The 16,809-nt window shown below is 66.8% G+C and carries 17 protein-coding genes; 3 read left to right on the plus strand and 14 right to left on the minus strand.

Annotated elements, in window-relative coordinates; all coding sequences use genetic code 11:
• Positions 1 to 183: 183 nt before the first annotated feature.
• The 6 genes from AAGA11_13965 to AAGA11_13990 form a co-directional block, all read right to left on the minus strand.
• On the minus strand, positions 184 to 1,623 hold the full coding sequence (locus tag AAGA11_13965) for a glyceraldehyde-3-phosphate dehydrogenase (GenBank protein ID MEM9603967.1): 1,440 nt from the start codon (positions 1,621 to 1,623) through the stop codon (positions 184 to 186).
• Between the two features lie 115 nt (positions 1,624 to 1,738).
• Positions 1,739 to 2,593: an NAD-dependent protein deacetylase gene (locus AAGA11_13970; GenBank protein ID MEM9603968.1), complete on the minus strand. Its 855-nt coding sequence runs from the start codon at positions 2,591 to 2,593 to the stop codon at positions 1,739 to 1,741.
• 7 nt (positions 2,594 to 2,600) lie between these two features.
• A complete protein-coding gene (locus AAGA11_13975) occupies positions 2,601 to 3,215 on the minus strand; it encodes a thiol:disulfide interchange protein DsbA/DsbL (GenBank protein ID MEM9603969.1) in 615 nt (204 codons plus the stop codon).
• 126 nt (positions 3,216 to 3,341) lie between these two features.
• Positions 3,342 to 4,508 (minus strand): c-type cytochrome biogenesis protein CcsB, encoded by a 1,167-nt coding sequence (ccsB, locus tag AAGA11_13980; GenBank protein ID MEM9603970.1) that lies wholly within the window; start codon positions 4,506 to 4,508, stop codon positions 3,342 to 3,344.
• Positions 4,505 to 6,505 carry a cytochrome c biogenesis protein ResB gene (locus tag AAGA11_13985; protein ID MEM9603971.1) on the minus strand — a complete coding sequence of 667 codons (2,001 nt, stop codon included), beginning with the start codon at positions 6,503 to 6,505 and terminating at the stop codon, positions 4,505 to 4,507. Before AAGA11_13985 ends, ccsB begins: the two co-directional genes overlap by 4 nt.
• Before the next feature lie 122 nt (positions 6,506 to 6,627).
• Positions 6,628 to 7,236: a c-type cytochrome gene (locus AAGA11_13990; protein MEM9603972.1), complete on the minus strand. Its 609-nt coding sequence runs from the start codon at positions 7,234 to 7,236 to the stop codon at positions 6,628 to 6,630.
• A gap of 236 nt (positions 7,237 to 7,472) precedes the next feature.
• Between AAGA11_13990 and yihA the strand changes: the two genes are divergently transcribed.
• A complete protein-coding gene (gene yihA, locus AAGA11_13995) occupies positions 7,473 to 8,096 on the plus strand; it encodes a ribosome biogenesis GTP-binding protein YihA/YsxC (protein ID MEM9603973.1) in 624 nt (207 codons plus the stop codon).
• 10 nt (positions 8,097 to 8,106) lie between these two features.
• Here yihA and AAGA11_14000 read toward each other — a convergent pair whose 3' ends face one another.
• From AAGA11_14000 to AAGA11_14035, 8 genes are read right to left on the minus strand one after another with little or no spacing between them, the layout of a single operon-like run.
• Positions 8,107 to 9,723 carry a thiamine pyrophosphate-binding protein gene (locus AAGA11_14000; GenBank protein ID MEM9603974.1) on the minus strand — a complete coding sequence of 539 codons (1,617 nt, stop codon included), beginning with the start codon at positions 9,721 to 9,723 and terminating at the stop codon, positions 8,107 to 8,109.
• Positions 9,724 to 9,741: 18 nt separating this feature from the next.
• Positions 9,742 to 10,419: a fumarate hydratase C-terminal domain-containing protein gene (locus AAGA11_14005; GenBank protein ID MEM9603975.1), complete on the minus strand. Its 678-nt coding sequence runs from the start codon at positions 10,417 to 10,419 to the stop codon at positions 9,742 to 9,744.
• Positions 10,407 to 11,345 (minus strand): fumarate hydratase, encoded by a 939-nt coding sequence (locus tag AAGA11_14010; protein ID MEM9603976.1) that lies wholly within the window; start codon positions 11,343 to 11,345, stop codon positions 10,407 to 10,409. The genes AAGA11_14005 and AAGA11_14010 overlap by 13 nt, the downstream gene beginning before the upstream one ends.
• Positions 11,342 to 13,087, minus strand: coding sequence for an FAD-dependent oxidoreductase (locus tag AAGA11_14015; GenBank protein ID MEM9603977.1), 1,746 nt, complete (start codon positions 13,085 to 13,087; stop codon positions 11,342 to 11,344). Before AAGA11_14015 ends, AAGA11_14010 begins: the two co-directional genes overlap by 4 nt.
• Positions 13,088 to 13,092: 5 nt before the next feature.
• Complete coding sequence (locus tag AAGA11_14020) at positions 13,093 to 13,713, minus strand: LysE family transporter (protein ID MEM9603978.1); 621 nt, start codon at positions 13,711 to 13,713, stop codon at positions 13,093 to 13,095.
• A gap of 9 nt (positions 13,714 to 13,722) precedes the next feature.
• Positions 13,723 to 14,067 (minus strand): succinate dehydrogenase, cytochrome b556 subunit, encoded by a 345-nt coding sequence (gene sdhC, locus AAGA11_14025; protein ID MEM9603979.1) that lies wholly within the window; start codon positions 14,065 to 14,067, stop codon positions 13,723 to 13,725.
• Positions 14,064 to 14,396: a succinate dehydrogenase gene (locus AAGA11_14030; protein ID MEM9603980.1), complete on the minus strand. Its 333-nt coding sequence runs from the start codon at positions 14,394 to 14,396 to the stop codon at positions 14,064 to 14,066. The genes sdhC and AAGA11_14030 overlap by 4 nt, the downstream gene beginning before the upstream one ends.
• The gene (locus AAGA11_14035) at positions 14,389 to 15,123 is read right to left on the minus strand and encodes a 2Fe-2S iron-sulfur cluster-binding protein (protein ID MEM9603981.1); all 735 of its coding nucleotides are present in this window, start codon (positions 15,121 to 15,123) and stop codon (positions 14,389 to 14,391) included. The genes AAGA11_14030 and AAGA11_14035 overlap by 8 nt, the downstream gene beginning before the upstream one ends.
• A gap of 142 nt (positions 15,124 to 15,265) precedes the next feature.
• Here AAGA11_14035 and AAGA11_14040 point away from each other — a divergent pair, with 142 nt between their 5' ends.
• Together AAGA11_14040 and AAGA11_14045 are read left to right on the plus strand one after the other, a co-directional pair.
• Entirely contained in the window at positions 15,266 to 16,153 is an 888-nt protein-coding gene (locus tag AAGA11_14040) for a LysR family transcriptional regulator (GenBank protein MEM9603982.1), read from the plus strand.
• Positions 16,154 to 16,276: 123 nt separating this feature from the next.
• Positions 16,277 to 16,789, plus strand: a complete 513-nt coding sequence (locus AAGA11_14045; GenBank protein ID MEM9603983.1) for a hypothetical protein — start codon at positions 16,277 to 16,279, stop codon at positions 16,787 to 16,789.
• The last annotated feature ends 20 nt before the right edge of the window (positions 16,790 to 16,809 follow it).

Raw genomic sequence — 16,809 nt, forward strand, 5'->3', positions numbered from 1 at the left:
GTGAGACGCAAGAGCCGGTACCGGGCTGACCTTGCGTAGACCGCAAGCCACGTTCCTCTTGGGCGTGGCACTTGAACAACCTGCAGTATCGAACGAGCTGGTCGGGTGCGCAACGTACCAAAGGAACGCGTTTCGGCCGGTTGCGGGCTCGGTGTCGTCTGAGCCCGCCGTGGCACCCGGCGATCAGGCTGAGGGCAGCACCGGCATGTCGAGGCCGACCACCTGCTGCATCACGCGCACCACCTGGCTGCTGTAGCCGGCTTCATTGTCGTACCAGACGTACAAGACAACCCGGTCACCGTCGACGATGGTCGCCGCCGAGTCGACCACACCTGCGTCGTGCGAACCGACGAGGTCGGTCGAGACCAGCTCGGTGGACGAGGTGTAGCCGATCTGGCCCTGCAGTGTGTGCAACGCCTGATCGCGCAGGAAGGTGTTCAGCGCGTCTGCGTCGGTTGCTTCATCGAGGTTGAGGTTCATGACCGCGAGGGACACGTTCGGCGTCGGCACCCGGATGGCGTTGCCGGTCAGTTTGCCCGCGAGCTCGGGCAACGCCTTGGCCACGGCCTTCGCCGCGCCGGTCGAGGTGATCACCATGTTCATCGGCGCGCTGCGGCCGCGGCGCTCGGCCTTGTGCATGTTGTCGACCAGGTTCTGGTCGTTGGTGTAGCTGTGCACGGTTTCGATGTGGCCGCTGCGGATGCCGAAACGGTCGTTGACCACCTTCAGCACCGGCACGATGGCGTTGGTGGTGCACGAGGCCGCACACAGAATGGTGTCGTCGGCGTCGATCTCGTCGCTGTTGACGCCGTAGACGATGTTCTTGATGTCGCCCTTGGCGGGTGCGGTGAGCAGCACCTTGCTCGCGCCCTTGGATTTCAAATGCAAGCCGAGTCCGTCGCGGTCTTTCCAGATCCCGGTGTTGTCGACGATCAGCGCGTTGTCGATGCCGTAGGCGGTGTAGTCGACCTCGTCCGGGCTGTTGGCGTAGATCATCTGGATCAGGCTGCCGTTGGCGATGATCGCCTTCTGCTCTTCGTCGACCGTGATCGAGCCGTTGAACGGCCCGTGAATCGAATCCCGGCGCAGCAGGCTGGCGCGCTTTTCGAGGTCGTCGCCCTTGCCGCGAACCACGATGGCACGCAGGCGCATGTTGTAGCCACTGCCGGTGCGCTCGATCAGCAGTCGGGCGAGCAGGCGCCCGATGCGACCGAAGCCGTAGAGGACAACGTCCTTGGGTTCACCGCGGTCGGCCTGTCGGCCGGCGACCACGCCGAGCTGCTCGGCGAGGTAGTCCTCGAGCGGGGGCGCCGGGTCGAGTGCGGTGTACTGGCTGGCAAGCTTGCCGAGATCGAGTCGCGCCGGCGCGAGGTCCATCGCGACGATCTTCTCGAGCATGGCGTAGCTCGAGGCGATGTCGAGTTCCTGACCCACCATCGAGCGTCCGAAGCGGTGTGCCTTGATGATGTCGACAGTGTTGGTGTTGATCAGCCGGCGGCCGAACACCTTGACGGCGACGCCGTTCTCTCGGTAGAGCTGGCCGACCAACGGGATCATTTTCTCAGCGAGGTGCTGACGGGATTTCCATTGGTCGAGGATTTCATCACTGGCGGTGCGGGTCATGTGGGGTCCTGGTCACGGTGCAGTAGGGGGATGCTGCAGGGTATAGCGGCAACGAATCGCTGTAGTTCAATCGCGCGGTCGACTACAACCCGCTAGTTTACCAGCCCGTGACCGGTCAGACGGTGGGCAGCACCGTTTGTGCGTCGACGGCCAGACGCACGTCGGCGAGTGGGTCGGCCCGCGTCACCCCGGGGTTGACGAGCACGGTCGGAAAGCCCGATTCGGCGGCCCAGCGCGCGACACGGTAGCCCGAGTAGACACTCAGTGAGCTGCCGATCACCAACAGGGCGCCGGCCGTATCGAGCGCGGCCTTCACGGCGTCGACGCGGGCGCGGGGCACGGTGTCGCCGTAGAACACCACATCGGGTTTCAACCGGCCGCCGCAGCGCTCGCAGGCCGGCAAGCGGAAGTCGGCGTCGACGGTGTCAACGCCGGTGTCGCCGTCGGGCTTGACCACGCGTGCCAACGGCGTGACCCGGTCGGGGTTGGCCGCTTCCAAACGGTCCTGCATTGCGCTGCGTGGGCTCTCTGCCTGGCAATCGAGGCAGACGACGGTGTCCAGTCTGCCGTGCAAGTCGAGCACGTCTATGCTACCCGCGCGTTGGTGCAGGGCGTCGACGTTCTGGGTGACGATCAGGCCGATGCGCTCGGCGTGCTGCCAGCGCGCGAGTGAGCGGTGCACCGGGCTTGGCGCGGCGGCCGAGAACGCGCGCCAACCGAGCATGGCGCGCGACCAGTAGCGCCGGCGGGCGGCGTCCGACCCGAGGAAATCGCGGTGCTGCATCGGTTGCGCGTGCTGCCACTGGCCGGTGGCGTCGCGGTAGGCCGGCAGGCCGGCGGCGACGCTGATGCCTGCGCCGGTGAGCACCAGGGGGCGGTGGTCCAACAGAAAACGCCGCAGCCTTTCGGTTGCGGCGTCGGGGTCGTCGACCTGTTCGCGCGGCGGGCCGACGCGACGGAGGTCCTGCACCGGGGGCTTAGCTGCCGGTGACGTCAGCGGCGAGTGACCCGACCACCTCCATCATGCGGGGGTAGGAGCCGGCAATGGAGCCGCCGGTCTTGTAGCGCCCGTCGACGATAACCGTCGGCACGCCGGTGAGGCGAAACTTCTGTGCGAGCTTCATCGAGTTCTGGATCTTGCCCTGTACCGCAAAGGATTTCATGGTGCTCATGAATTTCTTGCTGTCGATGCCGAGCGTCTCGACGAAGTCGCCGATGTCGGACGGGCGTCGCATCCGGTTCTTGTTCTGGTGGATCTCGTTGAAGAATGCGTCGTGGAATTCGTCCAGCACGCCCATGAGCTGGGCGGCGTAGAAGGCCTGCGAATGGACGGTCCAGCCCTGGTTCAAGGGCGGTGCTTCGCGGCGAAAGATCACGTTGTCAGGCTTCTCGTCCACCCAGCTGTTGACGGTGGGTTCCGCCGCGTAGCAGTGCGGGCAGCCGTACCAGAAGAATTTGATCACTTCGACCTTGCCGTCAGAGCGCTGATCACCCGCGAGCGGCAGGGTCTCGTAGCCGTCCATCGCGTGGGCGCCACCGGCGAGCAGCAGAAAGAGCGCGGCGAGGCTGGCGCGAAAGGCGTTCAGGATCATGTGGGTCTCCAGGTGGCGGTGGTCCGAGCTCAGATCGGGCCCGGTTCGAATGGTTCAAATGCGAGATTTGTTCCGAGTCGGCCGCCCGACAGCGCCCCGACCCCTGTCGCGGACGCTGGCCCGTGGCTAGAGCTCGCCGTAGGAGTGCAGGCCGCCGAGGAACATGTTCACGCCGAGGAAGGCAAACAGGGTGATGAAGAACCCGGCGATCGACCACCAGGCCATGTGCGCGCCGCGCCAGCCCTTGGTCAGGCGCAAATGCAACCAGCCGGCGTAGTTGAGCCAGACGATCAGCGCCCAGGTTTCCTTCGGGTCCCAGGACCAGTAGCCGCCCCAGGCCTCGGCGGCCCACATCGCGCCGAGCACGGTGGCGATGGTGAAGAACGCGAAGCCGAGCGCGATTGCCTTGTAGGTGATGTCGTCGAGCAGCTCGGCCTCGGGCAATCGGCTGGGTTTGCCGGCGCGGTCCCGGCGGTCGCGGAACAGCCAGGCCACCGACAGCATGGCCGCGAGCGAGAAGGCGCCGTAGCCGACGAAGTTGGCCGGCACGTGGATCTTCATCCAGTAGCTTTGCAGCGCGGGCACCAGCGGCTGGATCTCGTGGGCGCCTCGGTCGAAGGTGTACCAGAGAATGAAGCCCACGGCCGCGCTGATCACGGCCAGGGCAAAACCGCCCGCGCGACGGGTGCCGCTCTTCTGTTCGTAGTAGAGGTACAGCAGCGCCGTGATGATGCAGAACAGGATGAAGACTTCGTAGAGGTTGCTGACCGGGATGTGGCCGAAATCCGGGTGCACGAGGTAGGACTCGCGCCAGCGCACGAAGAGGCCGGTGAAGCCGAAGGCGGTGGCCGACCAGGTGAGCGCGGTGCCCACCCTGTCGGCAAAGTCGGAGTTGGCTGCAAGGCCGAAGAAGTAGCTCGCCGTCGCCAGCACGTAGAGCGCGCTCATCCACATCACGGCCTGCTGGCTCGCGATCAGGTACTTCAGGAAGAAATTCGTTTCCGCTGGCGCGAGCGAGTCGCCGTAGAGCCAGATCGCGAAGAGGCTCATGGCCGCCACCACGATCGAGAGCACGGCCATCGGTCGCCACACCCAGCCGAGCCAGACCAGCGACAGCGCCGAGCCGATGGTGATGCCGATTTCATAGCCATCCATGACCCCGCCGTAGAGGCTCAGGGTGTTCCAAGACAGCACCGCCAACGCGACGGCCCAGAGCCAGTCGACCGCCCCGAGGCGGCGCAGCAGCGGCTTGCGGTCGAATTCCGCGAGCAGCGTGTCTTGAGAGGTGTTCATCGCGCTTCTCCTGACGCGCTCTCACGCGTCGTGTTGGCTTCCAGCCCCGCTGCCAGGACGGCAAATTCCCGGTCGAACTCCGTGCGCGCCCGCTCGGGCACACCGGCGAAGACCACATGCTGCGCGCCGTCTTCGCCGCGTTGCACGGACAGCCACAACCGCCGCTGTTGCACATAAAACAGCAAAAAGACCCCGATCATCAACAGGGTTGACCCGAAATAGACAATCGCCTTCCCCGGTGACTTCGCAATTTGGAGGCCGGTCGACTCGCGGTGTTCGAATTGTGTCATTTGCACGTAGAACGGCGAGCCGTACACCGAGAGTCCGTTCAGGGCGTTGATCGCGTTCTCGAGCCAGGCCTCATCGAATGCGTCGGGCGCGAAGGTGCCCTCGCCGGCGAGTATCTCGAGGTAGCTGATGGTCAGGATGCGTTGAAAGACCCGGAGGTAGGCTTCGCGCACGGTGTCCCGCTGCGCTTCGGGCACACGTGACTCGATGTCGGCCTCGACGCCTGCGAAGCCGCGCTCGATGAACAGGGGCACCAGCGAGCCCATCGCGTCAGCCAAGCCGAGTTGCTCTTCGGAGGCCTGCTCCGCCTGCTCGCCGAGCACGGCCACGCGGACGATGCGCGTCATGGTGTCGGGGTTCTGCAGTGTGTCGACATACTGCAGAAAGCGCGTGGCGGTGCCCTTCTTGTCAGCCGGGATGTGCAGGTACTCGAACTCGTCGCCGATGCTGGTCCGTCGGCCGCTCAGCACCGTCATGGTGCCGTTGATCATCACTGGCGACATGTAATTGAAGAACTCGATCGCCTGCCCATTGCTTTCGCGCACCTTGAATTGCAAGGCCGGACCGAAGTTGCGTTGATCGACCTCTCCGTCGTCGTCGAGCACGGGGTTGATGTTGAACAGACGGAAGTCGTCCAGCTCCAGTGTGCGCATGCCGTCCGCGGCGGGAACCTGCAAGGTGCGCTTGACTGTGCCCTGTACGCCCTCCTGGGTGGGTGTCACGCCGTCGAGCGGCCAGACGTTCAGCGCCACGCGGGTGCCGCCGTCGCCGAAACTCGATTGGTAGATCGTGTAGCCGCGGTGCGACAGTGGGTGGTTGACCTCGATCGTCTGGCGCAACGGCGCGTCGAGGGTGTCGTCGTGGATGATCAGATCACTCTCGAACGATTTGGGTTGCCCGGTGATGTGGTGCTCGACCCGGAAGGCTTCGACCTCAATGGTGAACGGCAGGTCCTGGACCAGGTAGCCGTCGCGCAGCGGCACGAACGCGAGGTTGGCGCTCGAGCCCTCGGGGATTTCGACGTTGCCGCGGAAGCCCGGGTTCCACAGCGGCAGGCGACTGACCGGCGGCACCTGCGAGGCCGGGATGTTGCGCGTCTCGGGTTCGAGGCGCCCGAGCAGTTCGGCGAAACGCCAGCCGAGCGAGCTGTCGAGCAGGGCGCCGACGCAGATGATCACGATGGCGCTGTGGGTGGAGAGGTACCCCACGCGGTTCCAGTTGCCGCGCTTCGCGCTCAACAGGGCGCGGCCATCGTCGCCGCTGACCCGGGTGCTGTAGCCGCGGGCGCGCAGCAGGCGCTGCGCGGTCTCAGTGACCGTCAGCGGTGCTGCGGTGCTCTGCCAGTCCGCGTTGTGGGACATGGCGCGCAGCGAGCGGTGCTGCACGCGGTCGCGCCAGTTGCGCATCTCGCGCTGCATTGCCGGCCAGTTCCGTGCAATGCACGTGCTCGTCGACACCAGCAGCGCCAGCAGAATCAGCATGAACCAGACGCTGCCGTACACGTTGAAGAGCTCGACGCGGCGGAACACGTCGAACCAGAACGGCCCGAACTTGATGATGTAGTCGTTCCACGGCTGGTTCTGCTGCAGCACCGTGCCGATCACCGACGCCAGCGACAGCACCACGAGCAGCGTGATCGCGAAGCTCATCGAGCCGAGGAAGGCCCAGATCGAATCCGTGGCAGGCCGTCGTTGTGCTGAAGTGCTCATGGCGGTGTCAGGCACACAAAAAGGGCGTCAGCACCCGCGCGGGCGACGCTCCGTGAAACAGTCCAGAAGGTAGATGGCGGCAAACCGGATTGGTTCGTCGCCACCGCGCACCGGTGGGTGATTCAGTAGAGGCCCTGGATGTAGGCCGCTACCGCGTCGATTTCGGCGTCGGTCATGCGCTTGGTTGCGGTGCGCATCACGCCGTTCGGATCGGAGTTGCGGCTGCCATCGCGGTAGGCGCGCAACTGCGCTACCGTGTAGTCCGCGTGCTGGCCACTCAGCATTGGAAAGCCGGCGCCGGGCACGCCCGCGCCGTTCGGCCCGTGGCAGCTGGCACACGCCGGTGTGCTCGAGCCGGGGATGCCGGCGCGGTAGATTGTCTCACCGAGCGGCACGGCACCCTCACCGGCCACGCCGACCGAACCGGTCTGTTCGGCGTAGAAGGCCGCAAGGTCGGCCATGTCCTGGTCGCTCAGGCCCGCGGCCTGCGGCATCATGACGGCGTTGGCACGCGCGCCGGATTTGAACGCCGCGAGCTGCTTGATCGTGTAGTCCGCGTGCTGGCCGGCGAGTTTGGGGAAGGTCGGGGTTGTCGCGTTGCCGTCAGCGCCGTGACAGGCCGCACAGACCATGGCTTTGCCCTGGCCCGCCGCGGCGTCCCCAGTGGCGAGCGCCGAGCCGTTGACCGCCAGAGCAGCGCCGCAGATGAGGGATACCAGAAACTTTTTCATGTTGGGTCCGACAGATAAACAGGTCCACAGAGCGCCGTGCCGCGCCGTGCGCAGGCTCAGCAGGCGATGGTAGCAAAGGCCGTGCTATGTTGCAGTGCGTGTGCTTGGCCTGTCGCCCTCGGCACGGCGGCAGCGTTGCCGTGAAATTGACACCCTGACCGGCCGCCGGCACCGCCGGCAGGACGGCCCGTTGTCCCTGACCTGACCCGCCCGGACGGGTAACCGACGAGAAGCCCGTGAACCCCCTCTATTTCCAAGCGCAGTTCGCCACCAGTGCCGACGCCTTGCGGCAGCTGCCGGGCGACGCCGTCGTCGAGGTGGCGTTCGCCGGGCGGTCGAATGCGGGCAAATCCAGTGCGCTGAACGGCATCACGCGCAACCGCAAACTGGCGCGCACCTCGAAGACACCGGGGCGCACACAGCTCATCAACTATTTTCAGCTTGGCGACGCCACCGGGCACTACCTGGTCGACTTGCCGGGCTACGGCTACGCCAAGGTGTCGCGCGACAAGCGCGCGCACTGGCAGCGCGTGCTGGGCGACTACCTGGTCGAACGGGTGCCGTTGAAGTGCCTGGTCATGTTGACCGACGTGCGCCACCCGCTGACCGACGTCGACTGGCAGCTGCTGGATTTTGTTCTCGGTCGGCGACAGGGGCCGCCGCTCGACCTGCACATCCTCCTGACCAAGGCTGACAAACTCAGCCGAAACAAGGCGCACGCGGCCCTGCACGCCTGCGTGCGTGAACTCGAGGACGCCGGTGTCGAGGCCACCCTGCAGCTGTTCTCCGCATTGAAAGGCGACGGCGTGAAGGACGTGCACAGCGTGCTCGATGGCTATTTCACGCCGGATGGCAGCTAGCGGACAGGCGTCAGGTTGTGGCCGGGGCTGCAACACTCTCTATGGCCGTGTCGACGCACAGCGGCGTTGACACCCGGCGGGCGAGGGCCTCGGTGAGCGCGGCAACCGTGCTCACGCGCTCGCCGCAGGCGCCGAGGCCGCGCGCCACCGCCGCGTAGTCGGCCTCGCCCAGTTCGCAGCCGACCAGTCGATCGATGCCGTAGTCGCGCAGCTGAATCTGGTGTTCGGCGTTCCAGCGGCGGTCGTTGCCGATGACCAGGTGAAAGCGCGCGCCGACGCGCACGGCTGTGTCGAGCTCCAGCAGGTGAAAGCCGGCGCTGCCGTCGCCCATCAGCACGACGATGTCCGCCGTCGGGTCGGCGAGGCTGGCAGCCACCGCCGCCGGAATCGCGCCGCCGATGCTGCCGGCGACGCCATTGACAACGCGGCGTGGTGCGCGACAACACGCCTGCGCCCACTGACCGAACTCACCGCCGTCGGTGATCAGGATTGCATTGCTGCTGCGGTTGAGCGCGTCCTGCACGGCACGGCACACGGTGGCCGGGTGCAAGCTGCCCGCGACGGTTGCCGTCCCCGTGGCATTTAGCGGTGCCAGCCACACGTCGCAGCGGGTGCGCCAGGCTGGCACGGCGGCACGCGGGCCGGTCTCGGCGAGGCGCCGGGCGAAACCGATCGGGTCGGCCTGGATGCCACTGTGCGGCGTTGCTGCCAGGTTGGTTGCCGCCTGCTGCAGCACGGCGGCGTCGGCGTGCACGAGTGTCCAGTGGCTGTCGGGTGCCGCCATACCCCCGAAACCCAGGCTGAAGTCGCAGGGCTTGCCGAGCAGCACCACCGTGTCCGCGTTGCTGATCGTAGAGCCAAGGTTGGCATAAGTCGGGTCCTTGAGGCCGCGCGGGCTCTCGGCCACGACGGTGGGCGCGCCGGTTGCGCGCTCCAGCGCGTCGACCAACCCCGGCTGACGTGTGGCGTTGAGCGTGGGGCCGAGCACGATCAACGGCTGCGTTGCCCTTGCCAGAGTGGCAGCGACCTCGGCCACGTCGGTCGATGCAACCGCGGCAGCGGCGTCGGGATCGCCAGGCGTAGCGCCGGTGTCCGATTCACACGGCTGGGCCAACACATCCGCCGGCAGCGCGAGGTGCACAGGCCCCGGGTGGCTACCGATCGCAATCCGGCAGGCTGTGTCAAGGTCTGCCGCCACGGCGGCCGCGGAGGTCGGTCGCGCGCAAAAGCGCGTGACGGCCCGGGTCAGGGTCGCCTGATCCAGTTCCTGAAACGCGCCGTGGCCGTCCTGCGCTTGCGGCGAATCACCGGAGAGCAACAGCACCGGCGTCTCGGAGGTGAGCGCGCAGTACAGCGGGCCGACCGCGTTGCCGAGCCCCACGCCGGCCGTGACCAGCGCCACACCGAGCTCGCCGGTGAGCTGCGCGTGCGCCTCGGCCATGTACACACAGGCCGCCTCGTGCCGGGTGTGCACGATCTCGAGCCCGGCGTCGAGGCACGCGTCGAACAGCGGCATGATCTGGTTGCCCGACAGCGCAAACACGCGGCTGACGCCGCGCCCGCAGAGCGTGCGCACCAGCGCGTCGGCGACGCGACGCGGTTTGACTGGGGTGGTCGATGAATTCATGCGCTGTCGGCGACGGGGTCAGATGAGTTCATCGGACCGGTCGTCGGTTTCGCCGAAGCGCTTGAGCACCGCCGGGCGGGTGCCGGCGTAGACGGCGTCGAGTCCGGCGCTGATCTTGGCGTTTTCGCGCTCGAACAGGCAGTTGCCTTCGAGGTCCGAGGCGACGATGAACGGGCCCATGCCGCGGGCTCGGATGACCCACATGGCTTGCGCGAGGCCGAGCTCGGCGTGCCAGTGCACGGCTTCGACCTTCTCGATGCCACGCCCGAGCAGCGCACCCGTGCCGTAGCCCACGGTCGAAAGATACACCGCGCCGTTCGGCACGAAATGGTCCCGGTAGTCCTGCGACGACATCCCACCCTTGCCAATGATCAGTTTGGCGCCGGACTTGTCAAACCACTCTGGCAGCCACTTGGCGAAACGGAATGATGCGGTGGCCGTCACGGCGCCCATGTCGAAGCTGCCGTCAGCGCGGATGCTGGCCGCGGGCGAGCAGTGAAAATTGGCTGCACTCTCGGCGGGCAGTTCCATCGGGATGTTGGCGCCCTCTTCGAGCGCACGCATGTACACCCCTTCCCGCGCAGTGTAGATCAAGCCGTCGAGCATGACGATGTCGCCGAGTTGCAGTTCGGCGAGCGCCTCGGGTGTCGGGGTGGTGCTCAGGCGCACCTCGCGCGGTTTGGCTAGGCCGTCCATTCGACTGTCTCCCGTCGTTGGTAGTCGGTGAACCAGTCCGGGTCTGTGCGGTGTTCCACACGGCCATCGGGGTACAGCCGGGCGACCGCACGACGCGAGGACAGGCAGAAAGCGTGCACGCTCATCTGCATGCCACCGGTGTGGCAGTAGCCGACCTCGATGTGGCAATCGACCACCATGTTCTTGCCGACAAAACCCATCGCGCCCATGCCGATCGAGTTGCCGAGTTCCTTGAACTCGGCTTCGAGCTCGGCGATTTTCGGGTCGGGGTTGACACTGCCGACGGTGCGCAGGCAGGCGGCCCGCTTGCCGAGCACCATGCAGGTGTCCTTGCAGCCACCGAGGCCGATGCCGATGATGGCTGGCTGGCAGGCGAGGCCGCGCTTGCCGAACGCCACGAGGCTGTCGAGGTAGAAGCGCTTGATGCCCTCGATGCCGTCGGAGGGGAACAGCATGCGGTAGTCGGTGCCGAACAGGCCGCCCTTGTGCACCGTGATCAGGTCGAGCCAATCGCCCTCGGGTTCGAAGGCGTACTCGATCTCCGGCGCGCCGATGCCGACGTTGTTGTTGTGGTCGGTACGCCACAGGGGGTGCACGCGGTTCGGTCGCAGTGGCACCTCGGTGGTCGCGCTTGCCGTGGCGCGTCGCAGGGCGGCCTCGAGCGCGATCGGGCCGCCCTCGATGCGCGCCTCGTTGCCTATCTTCACGTACCAGCGTGGCGTGCCGGTGTCGCCACACATTGCACACCGGTCGAGTTTGGCTGCGGCGTAGTTGTCGAGCATCGCGTTCAGCACGTAGTTGGCGAGTGGCCCGGTCTCGGTCCTGGCGGCCTGTTTCAGGCCACTGTGGTAGTCATCGGGGATCTCGATGGCCGCCTTTGCCATCAGTGCCCCTGCCGTTTCTTCTATTTGCGTGATCGGAATCATGGTTGGGCCACCAGGGTGTCGGGCTCGTCGGCGGACAGGATCGACTCGCCCGGGCGCACGAGGGTGAACTGGACCGGCTCCCGCGTGACCTGCAAGGTGTCGCCGTGCTGCTGCACCACGGTGAAGTAGGACGTGTCGAGGTCGCCTTCGTCCGGGAAGTCGTCGCGGTAGTGGGCGCCGCGCGAATTTTCCCGCGCGAGGGCCGCGTGGGTGATGGCGCGGCCGACGTCGCACAGGGATTTCACGTTCAGCCAGTCGTGCCAACTCAGGTTGAATGCGAGTGCAGCGTCGTCGACGCCGGTCGTCGCGAGCTCGGCCTCGATCTCGTCCAGCGCGGCCAGGCCGCGCCGGAGGCCCGCGGCGTTGCGGATCACGCCGACCTCGTCCCACATGCGCTCCTGCAGACGTTGCCGCAACGGCGCCACTGAAGCCGGGGCCGGGCCGAACGGCGCCCGGGCGCGGGCGACCTCGGCGTCCAGCACGGTCGGATCAGGTTCGTGCAGGCCGGAGCGGCTGCGGATGTCGGCCGCCATGACATCGCCGGCGATGCCGCCGAAGACCGTGGAGTTCGCCACGCCGTTGCCGCCGAGCCGGTTCGAGCCGTGTGCGCCACCGGCGTCTTCGCCGGCGACGTAGAGGCCGTCGAGCGCAGTGCGGGTGTCGACGTCGACGACCACGCCGCCCATCAGGTAGTGCGCGGTCGGCACCACCTCGACGAGCCCGCCAGCAAGGTCGAAGCCGCAGTCGGCGCAGCGCTTGACCATGCCCTTGAATTGTTGTGCGACCGCCTCCGGCCCGAGGTGGCTCATGCGGATGAACACGCCCTCCTGGTCGGGGTGGTTGTTCTTGAGCATCTCGGCGTAAATACCGCGGCTGACCACATCGCGTGTGGCCCGCTCGCCGCGTGAGTCGTAGTCGAACATGAAGCGCTGCTCGTGGTGGTTGAGCAGGTGGCCGCCGGCCCCGCGCAACCCCTCCTCGAGCACGGTGCCTGTCATGCGCGTGTGGCTGCCTGCGAGCAGGCCCGTGGGGTGGAACTGCACCATCTCCATGTCGCGCAGTGGCAGGCCGACACGCAGCGCCATGGCGAGCCCGTCGAGGCTCTTGTCGCCCGACGGTGTGTTGTATTTATACAAGGTTGGCCCGCCGCCCGTCGCCATCAACACGGCTTTTGCCCGCACCAGTCGAAAGCCTCCAGTGCGCATGTCGATGAAGAGCACGCCGGCCAGCGCGTCGCCGGCGCGGTTCGGGATGAGGCCGACGGCGCGGTGTTCCTCGAGGCGCTCGATCGGGCGTGCGAGCACCTGTTCCATCAGGCGGCTGATGATCTCGATGCCGGTGAGGTCGCCCTTGTGCACCGTTCGGTCGGCGGTCTGGCCGGCGAAGGCCTTGTGGTGCAGTGTGCCGTCGGGGTTGCGGTCGAAGAAGCAGCCGATCTCGTTCTCGAGTTCGCGCACGCGCTCCACGGCGTCCTCGCACAACCGCCAGGCCATGTCCTGGTTCGGTAGCCACTTGCCGCCGCGGATCGTGTCCATGAAGTGCCGTTCGACGGTGTCGCCGGGGCCGAGTGACACGTTGTACCCACCTTGCACCATGCGCGTACAGCCGCATTTGCCGAGCAGGCCTTTCACCGCGATGGTGATCCGCGTGCCGACCGGCGCGGACTGCTGCGCGTGTAGCGCGGCAAAGAGGCCGGCGCCGCCGCTGCCGATGATCAGGATGTCGGTGTCGTGTCGCTCCATGGCGGCTACCGTGTGCTGACGCTCAACGCCCCGGCCGCACCGAGGAACAGACCGCCGGTGACCCGGTTGATTGTCGTGAGCGTGCGGCTGCGCGCGCCCAACAGGTGGCGCGCCGCGCTGGCGTAGGCCATCACCCAGAGCAGGTCGATGGCGGCCATGGTCGGGCAGAGAATGAGCATCTGGGCAAGCAGGGGCTCGCTCGGGTCGATGAACTGTGGAAAAAAAGCGGTGAAGAACACGATCGCCTTGGGGTTTCCCGCAGCCACGGTGAAGCCGGTGACAAAACAGCGTGTGCGCGACAACTGACGCGCGGACGGTGTGTCCGCGCGCGGCTGGCGCTCGGGCTGTGACAGCAGCAGCTTGAGCCCGAGGTAGGCGAGTGTGGCAACGCCGAACCACTTGATGACCTGAAAGGCGAGTTCCGAGCTTGCAATGACAGCACCGAGGCCAACCGCCACCAACACCATCTGCAGGCCGTTGGCGCTGATGTCACCGAGTGCGGTGAACAGCGCGCGCCCGCAACCCAGGTGCAGCGCGTGCACCGACGCGATCAACACGCTCGGGCCCGGGCTCATGGTCAGCACGAGCGAGGCGGCGACGAAAGCAAGCCAGGTGTCGAGTGTCATGGGTGGCTCCTAGCGTGTCGCGCTGATCAGGAAGAGCGTGGCGAGGCCGGCCGCGGCCAGGCAACCGACCGTGAACACGCGTTTCTGCGACCCGGTCCAGCCGAGTGTCTCCAGCGCGAGCAGACGCAGGCCGCCAATGAGGTGCAACGCGAGCAGTCCGACCAGACCGGTTTCGGCCAGTTTGACCAGCGGGTGTTCGGCAAAGGCGATGGCCTGCTCGAAGGCGGCCGGGTCAGTCAGTGCAAGCGACAGCACCCAGAGGTGCAGCGGCAGAAACACCGCAAGCGCGACGCCGGACAACCGGTGCACCCAGTGTGCCCAGTGCAGCGCGTGTCTGGGTCGCGATGTGCTCACAGCGCGGTCACCGCCATGACCGCGCGCGCGCCGAGGAAGACGAGCAGGAGGCCGCTGAGCCAGGTCAGCGCTGCGAGGCCGGTGCCGGTCAGGCCGAGCCACTCGCGTGCCACGCTGCGCAGACCGATTGCCGCGTGCACGCCTGCGGCCAGCACGAAGGTGCCGTAGAAGCCGAGCCAGAACACGCTGCCGCGCGTGCGCTCGAGAATCTCGGCGGCTGTCAGGCCACCGTGCACGGCGTAGACCATGACCGCCAGGTGGCCGATCACCAGCGGCACCATGACCACGGCACTCAGGCGTTGGGCGAGGTAGAGCCTGGCGTCAAGCATGCGGCAGCCCCTTGCCGAGCGCCTGGCGCACCACCTGCCGCTTCAGGCCCGCGAGCGCGTCGAGCGGTCGCAGTTCCACCGGACAGCGCTCGGAGCAGCTGCCAATGCTGTGGCAGTTCAGGCAGCCGTCGTCGCCGGTCACGGCGGCGAAGGTGCGCTCCGGCGCGCTGTGGCGTTCGTCGTTGATCAGGGTCCAGGCGCGCTGCAGTGCGGCCGGGCCGAGGTAGTCGGGGTTGCCGGTGACGGTGTCGCAGGCGGCGTAACACACTGCACAGTTGATGCATTCGATCGCCGCGTCAGCGGCGCGCCGGGTCGGGCCGGCCGGGTCGACCTCGGGCACGGGCTCATGGCGTGTGCGGGTCGGCCGGTGAACGGCGTCGGCGGCGACCCACTTGTCGAAGAAGGGTGCCATGTCGGCGACGAGGTCGTTGATCACCGGCAGGTTGCGCAGCGGCGCGAGGTGCAACGCGTCGCCGTCGAGCACGGCGTTGACGTGGGTGCGACAGGTCCAGCGCGGTTCGTCGTTGACCATCATCGCGCAGCTGCCGCACATGCCGACGCGACAGGCGAAGCGGTAGCTCAGGGTCGGGTCCGCGTGCTGCTGCACCCAGGTGACGACGTCGAGCACCGTCTGGTTGGCGTGCTGCGGCACCGCGAAGGTCTCGCTGTAGCGTGCGTCGGGACGGCCACGCTCGACCGTGACCTGCAGCGTGGGGCGCGCCGTCATGGGGGCTCCGAAAAAGGCACCAACATAAGTTTATCGGCTCTAAAAGCCGATAGAGTGCTATTTTCTTGCACTTAGTATTAGAAATACTTCAGTTATCGGGCGGCTGGCCCGGTTTCGCCCCGAGTGCCGGTTGGAGGCCGTCGTGTCGATCGCCATGTTGCGCACCCTGTTGGCCGTACACGACCTCGGGTCGTTCAGTGCGGCTGCCGATGCGGTCAACGTCACGCAGGCTGCAGTCAGCCAGCAGATGCGCGTGCTCGAGCGTCAGTGGGCTGTGGCGTTGTTCGACCGCTCGCGCAGGCCACCCGAGATGACGCCAATGGGTCGTGTCATCGCACAGCGGGCCCGCGACGTGGTCGCAGGCTACGACGCGCTGGTGCCGTCTGCTGTCGTCGACGGCGGCGTTGTGGGCGAGTGCCGTCTGGGTGCGGTACCCACCAGCCTGGCGGGTCTGGTGCCGCTGGCTGCGCAGGCGTTGAGCCACGATGAACCTCGGTTGCGACTGAGCATCGTGTCGGGTCTCACCCACAAACTGATCACCGAGGTGCGCCATGGGCGGCTCGATCTCGCGTTGGTCTCCAGGCCGCGGGTGCTCGACGACGGACTGGGCTGGCACCCGGTCGCGGACGAGACACTCGAACTCATCGCGCCACCCGAGTGCGCGGGCGAATCGGTCGCCACCTTGCTGCGCGACCGGTCGTTCATCCGCTTCGCCCGCGACGCCATCGTGGGTGAGCTCACCGAGGCATGGCTGCAAACCCACGGCATCGTGGTGCGGGAGCGGATGGTTGTCGAGGAGCTCCAAGCCACCGTTCACCTGGTGTTCAGCACGCGCAGTGTGGCCATCGTGCCACGGCAATGTGTCGAGACACTCCATCCCGTGCCGGTCTGCCGACTGGCGCTGGGTGCCGATGCACCGGTGCGTCAATTGGGGCTGGTCAGCTCGGCGGCGTGCCCGGATGCGCTGGTTGCGGCGGTGTCGCGTGCGATGCACCATGCCGTCGGCATCGGCCATTTCGATGCCAGCTAGCAGGCCATGGCGCACGCGGCAGACGCGAACCCGAGTGCGGCAGCGTTCGCCTACACTCTACCAACGCTGTGCCCGACAACACCGAGCGGTGCAGCAACGCCGACTTCTCACAAGGCTGTCACCATGACAACACTCGTCTCCCTCGCCGTGCGCGTATTCAGCTGGTTGAGCGTGCTCTGGATCGCGCGCGTGTTCCTGACCTCGATCCCCTACAAGTTCACGCAAAGCCCGGACACGCAACACATCTTTGGCACCATCGGGACCTGGCTCGGCGGCTTCTTCGGCGAGGGCCTGGGTTCGGCCTTTTCGCAGTTCGGGCCCTATGTGATCGGCAGTGCAGAGATTCTCGCGTCGGCGATCCTCTTGTTGCCCGGTCTGCTCTGGATCGGCTCCAAGCTCAACCTGTGCCGGGCGCTCGACGCGTCGCCGTTTCACGCGCTGGGTGGGCTGTTCGCCTCGGCCATCATGTCCGGCGCGGTGTTCTTCCACCTGTTCTCGCCGCTCGGCATCGAAGTCCTGCACAACGGCGAGGGCGACGGCGGGTCGCTCTTCTACGCGGCGGTGTCGATCCTGGTACTCGGCGTGGTGTTGTTCCTGATCAACGGCCGGCGTCTGCGCAACCCGTTCAGCGCCTGACCCCGACGCTGTGCAGTCGG

This window comes from Pseudomonadota bacterium (genome assembly GCA_039196715.1).
Taxonomy (GTDB): domain Bacteria; phylum Pseudomonadota; class Gammaproteobacteria; order CALCKW01; family CALCKW01; genus CALCKW01.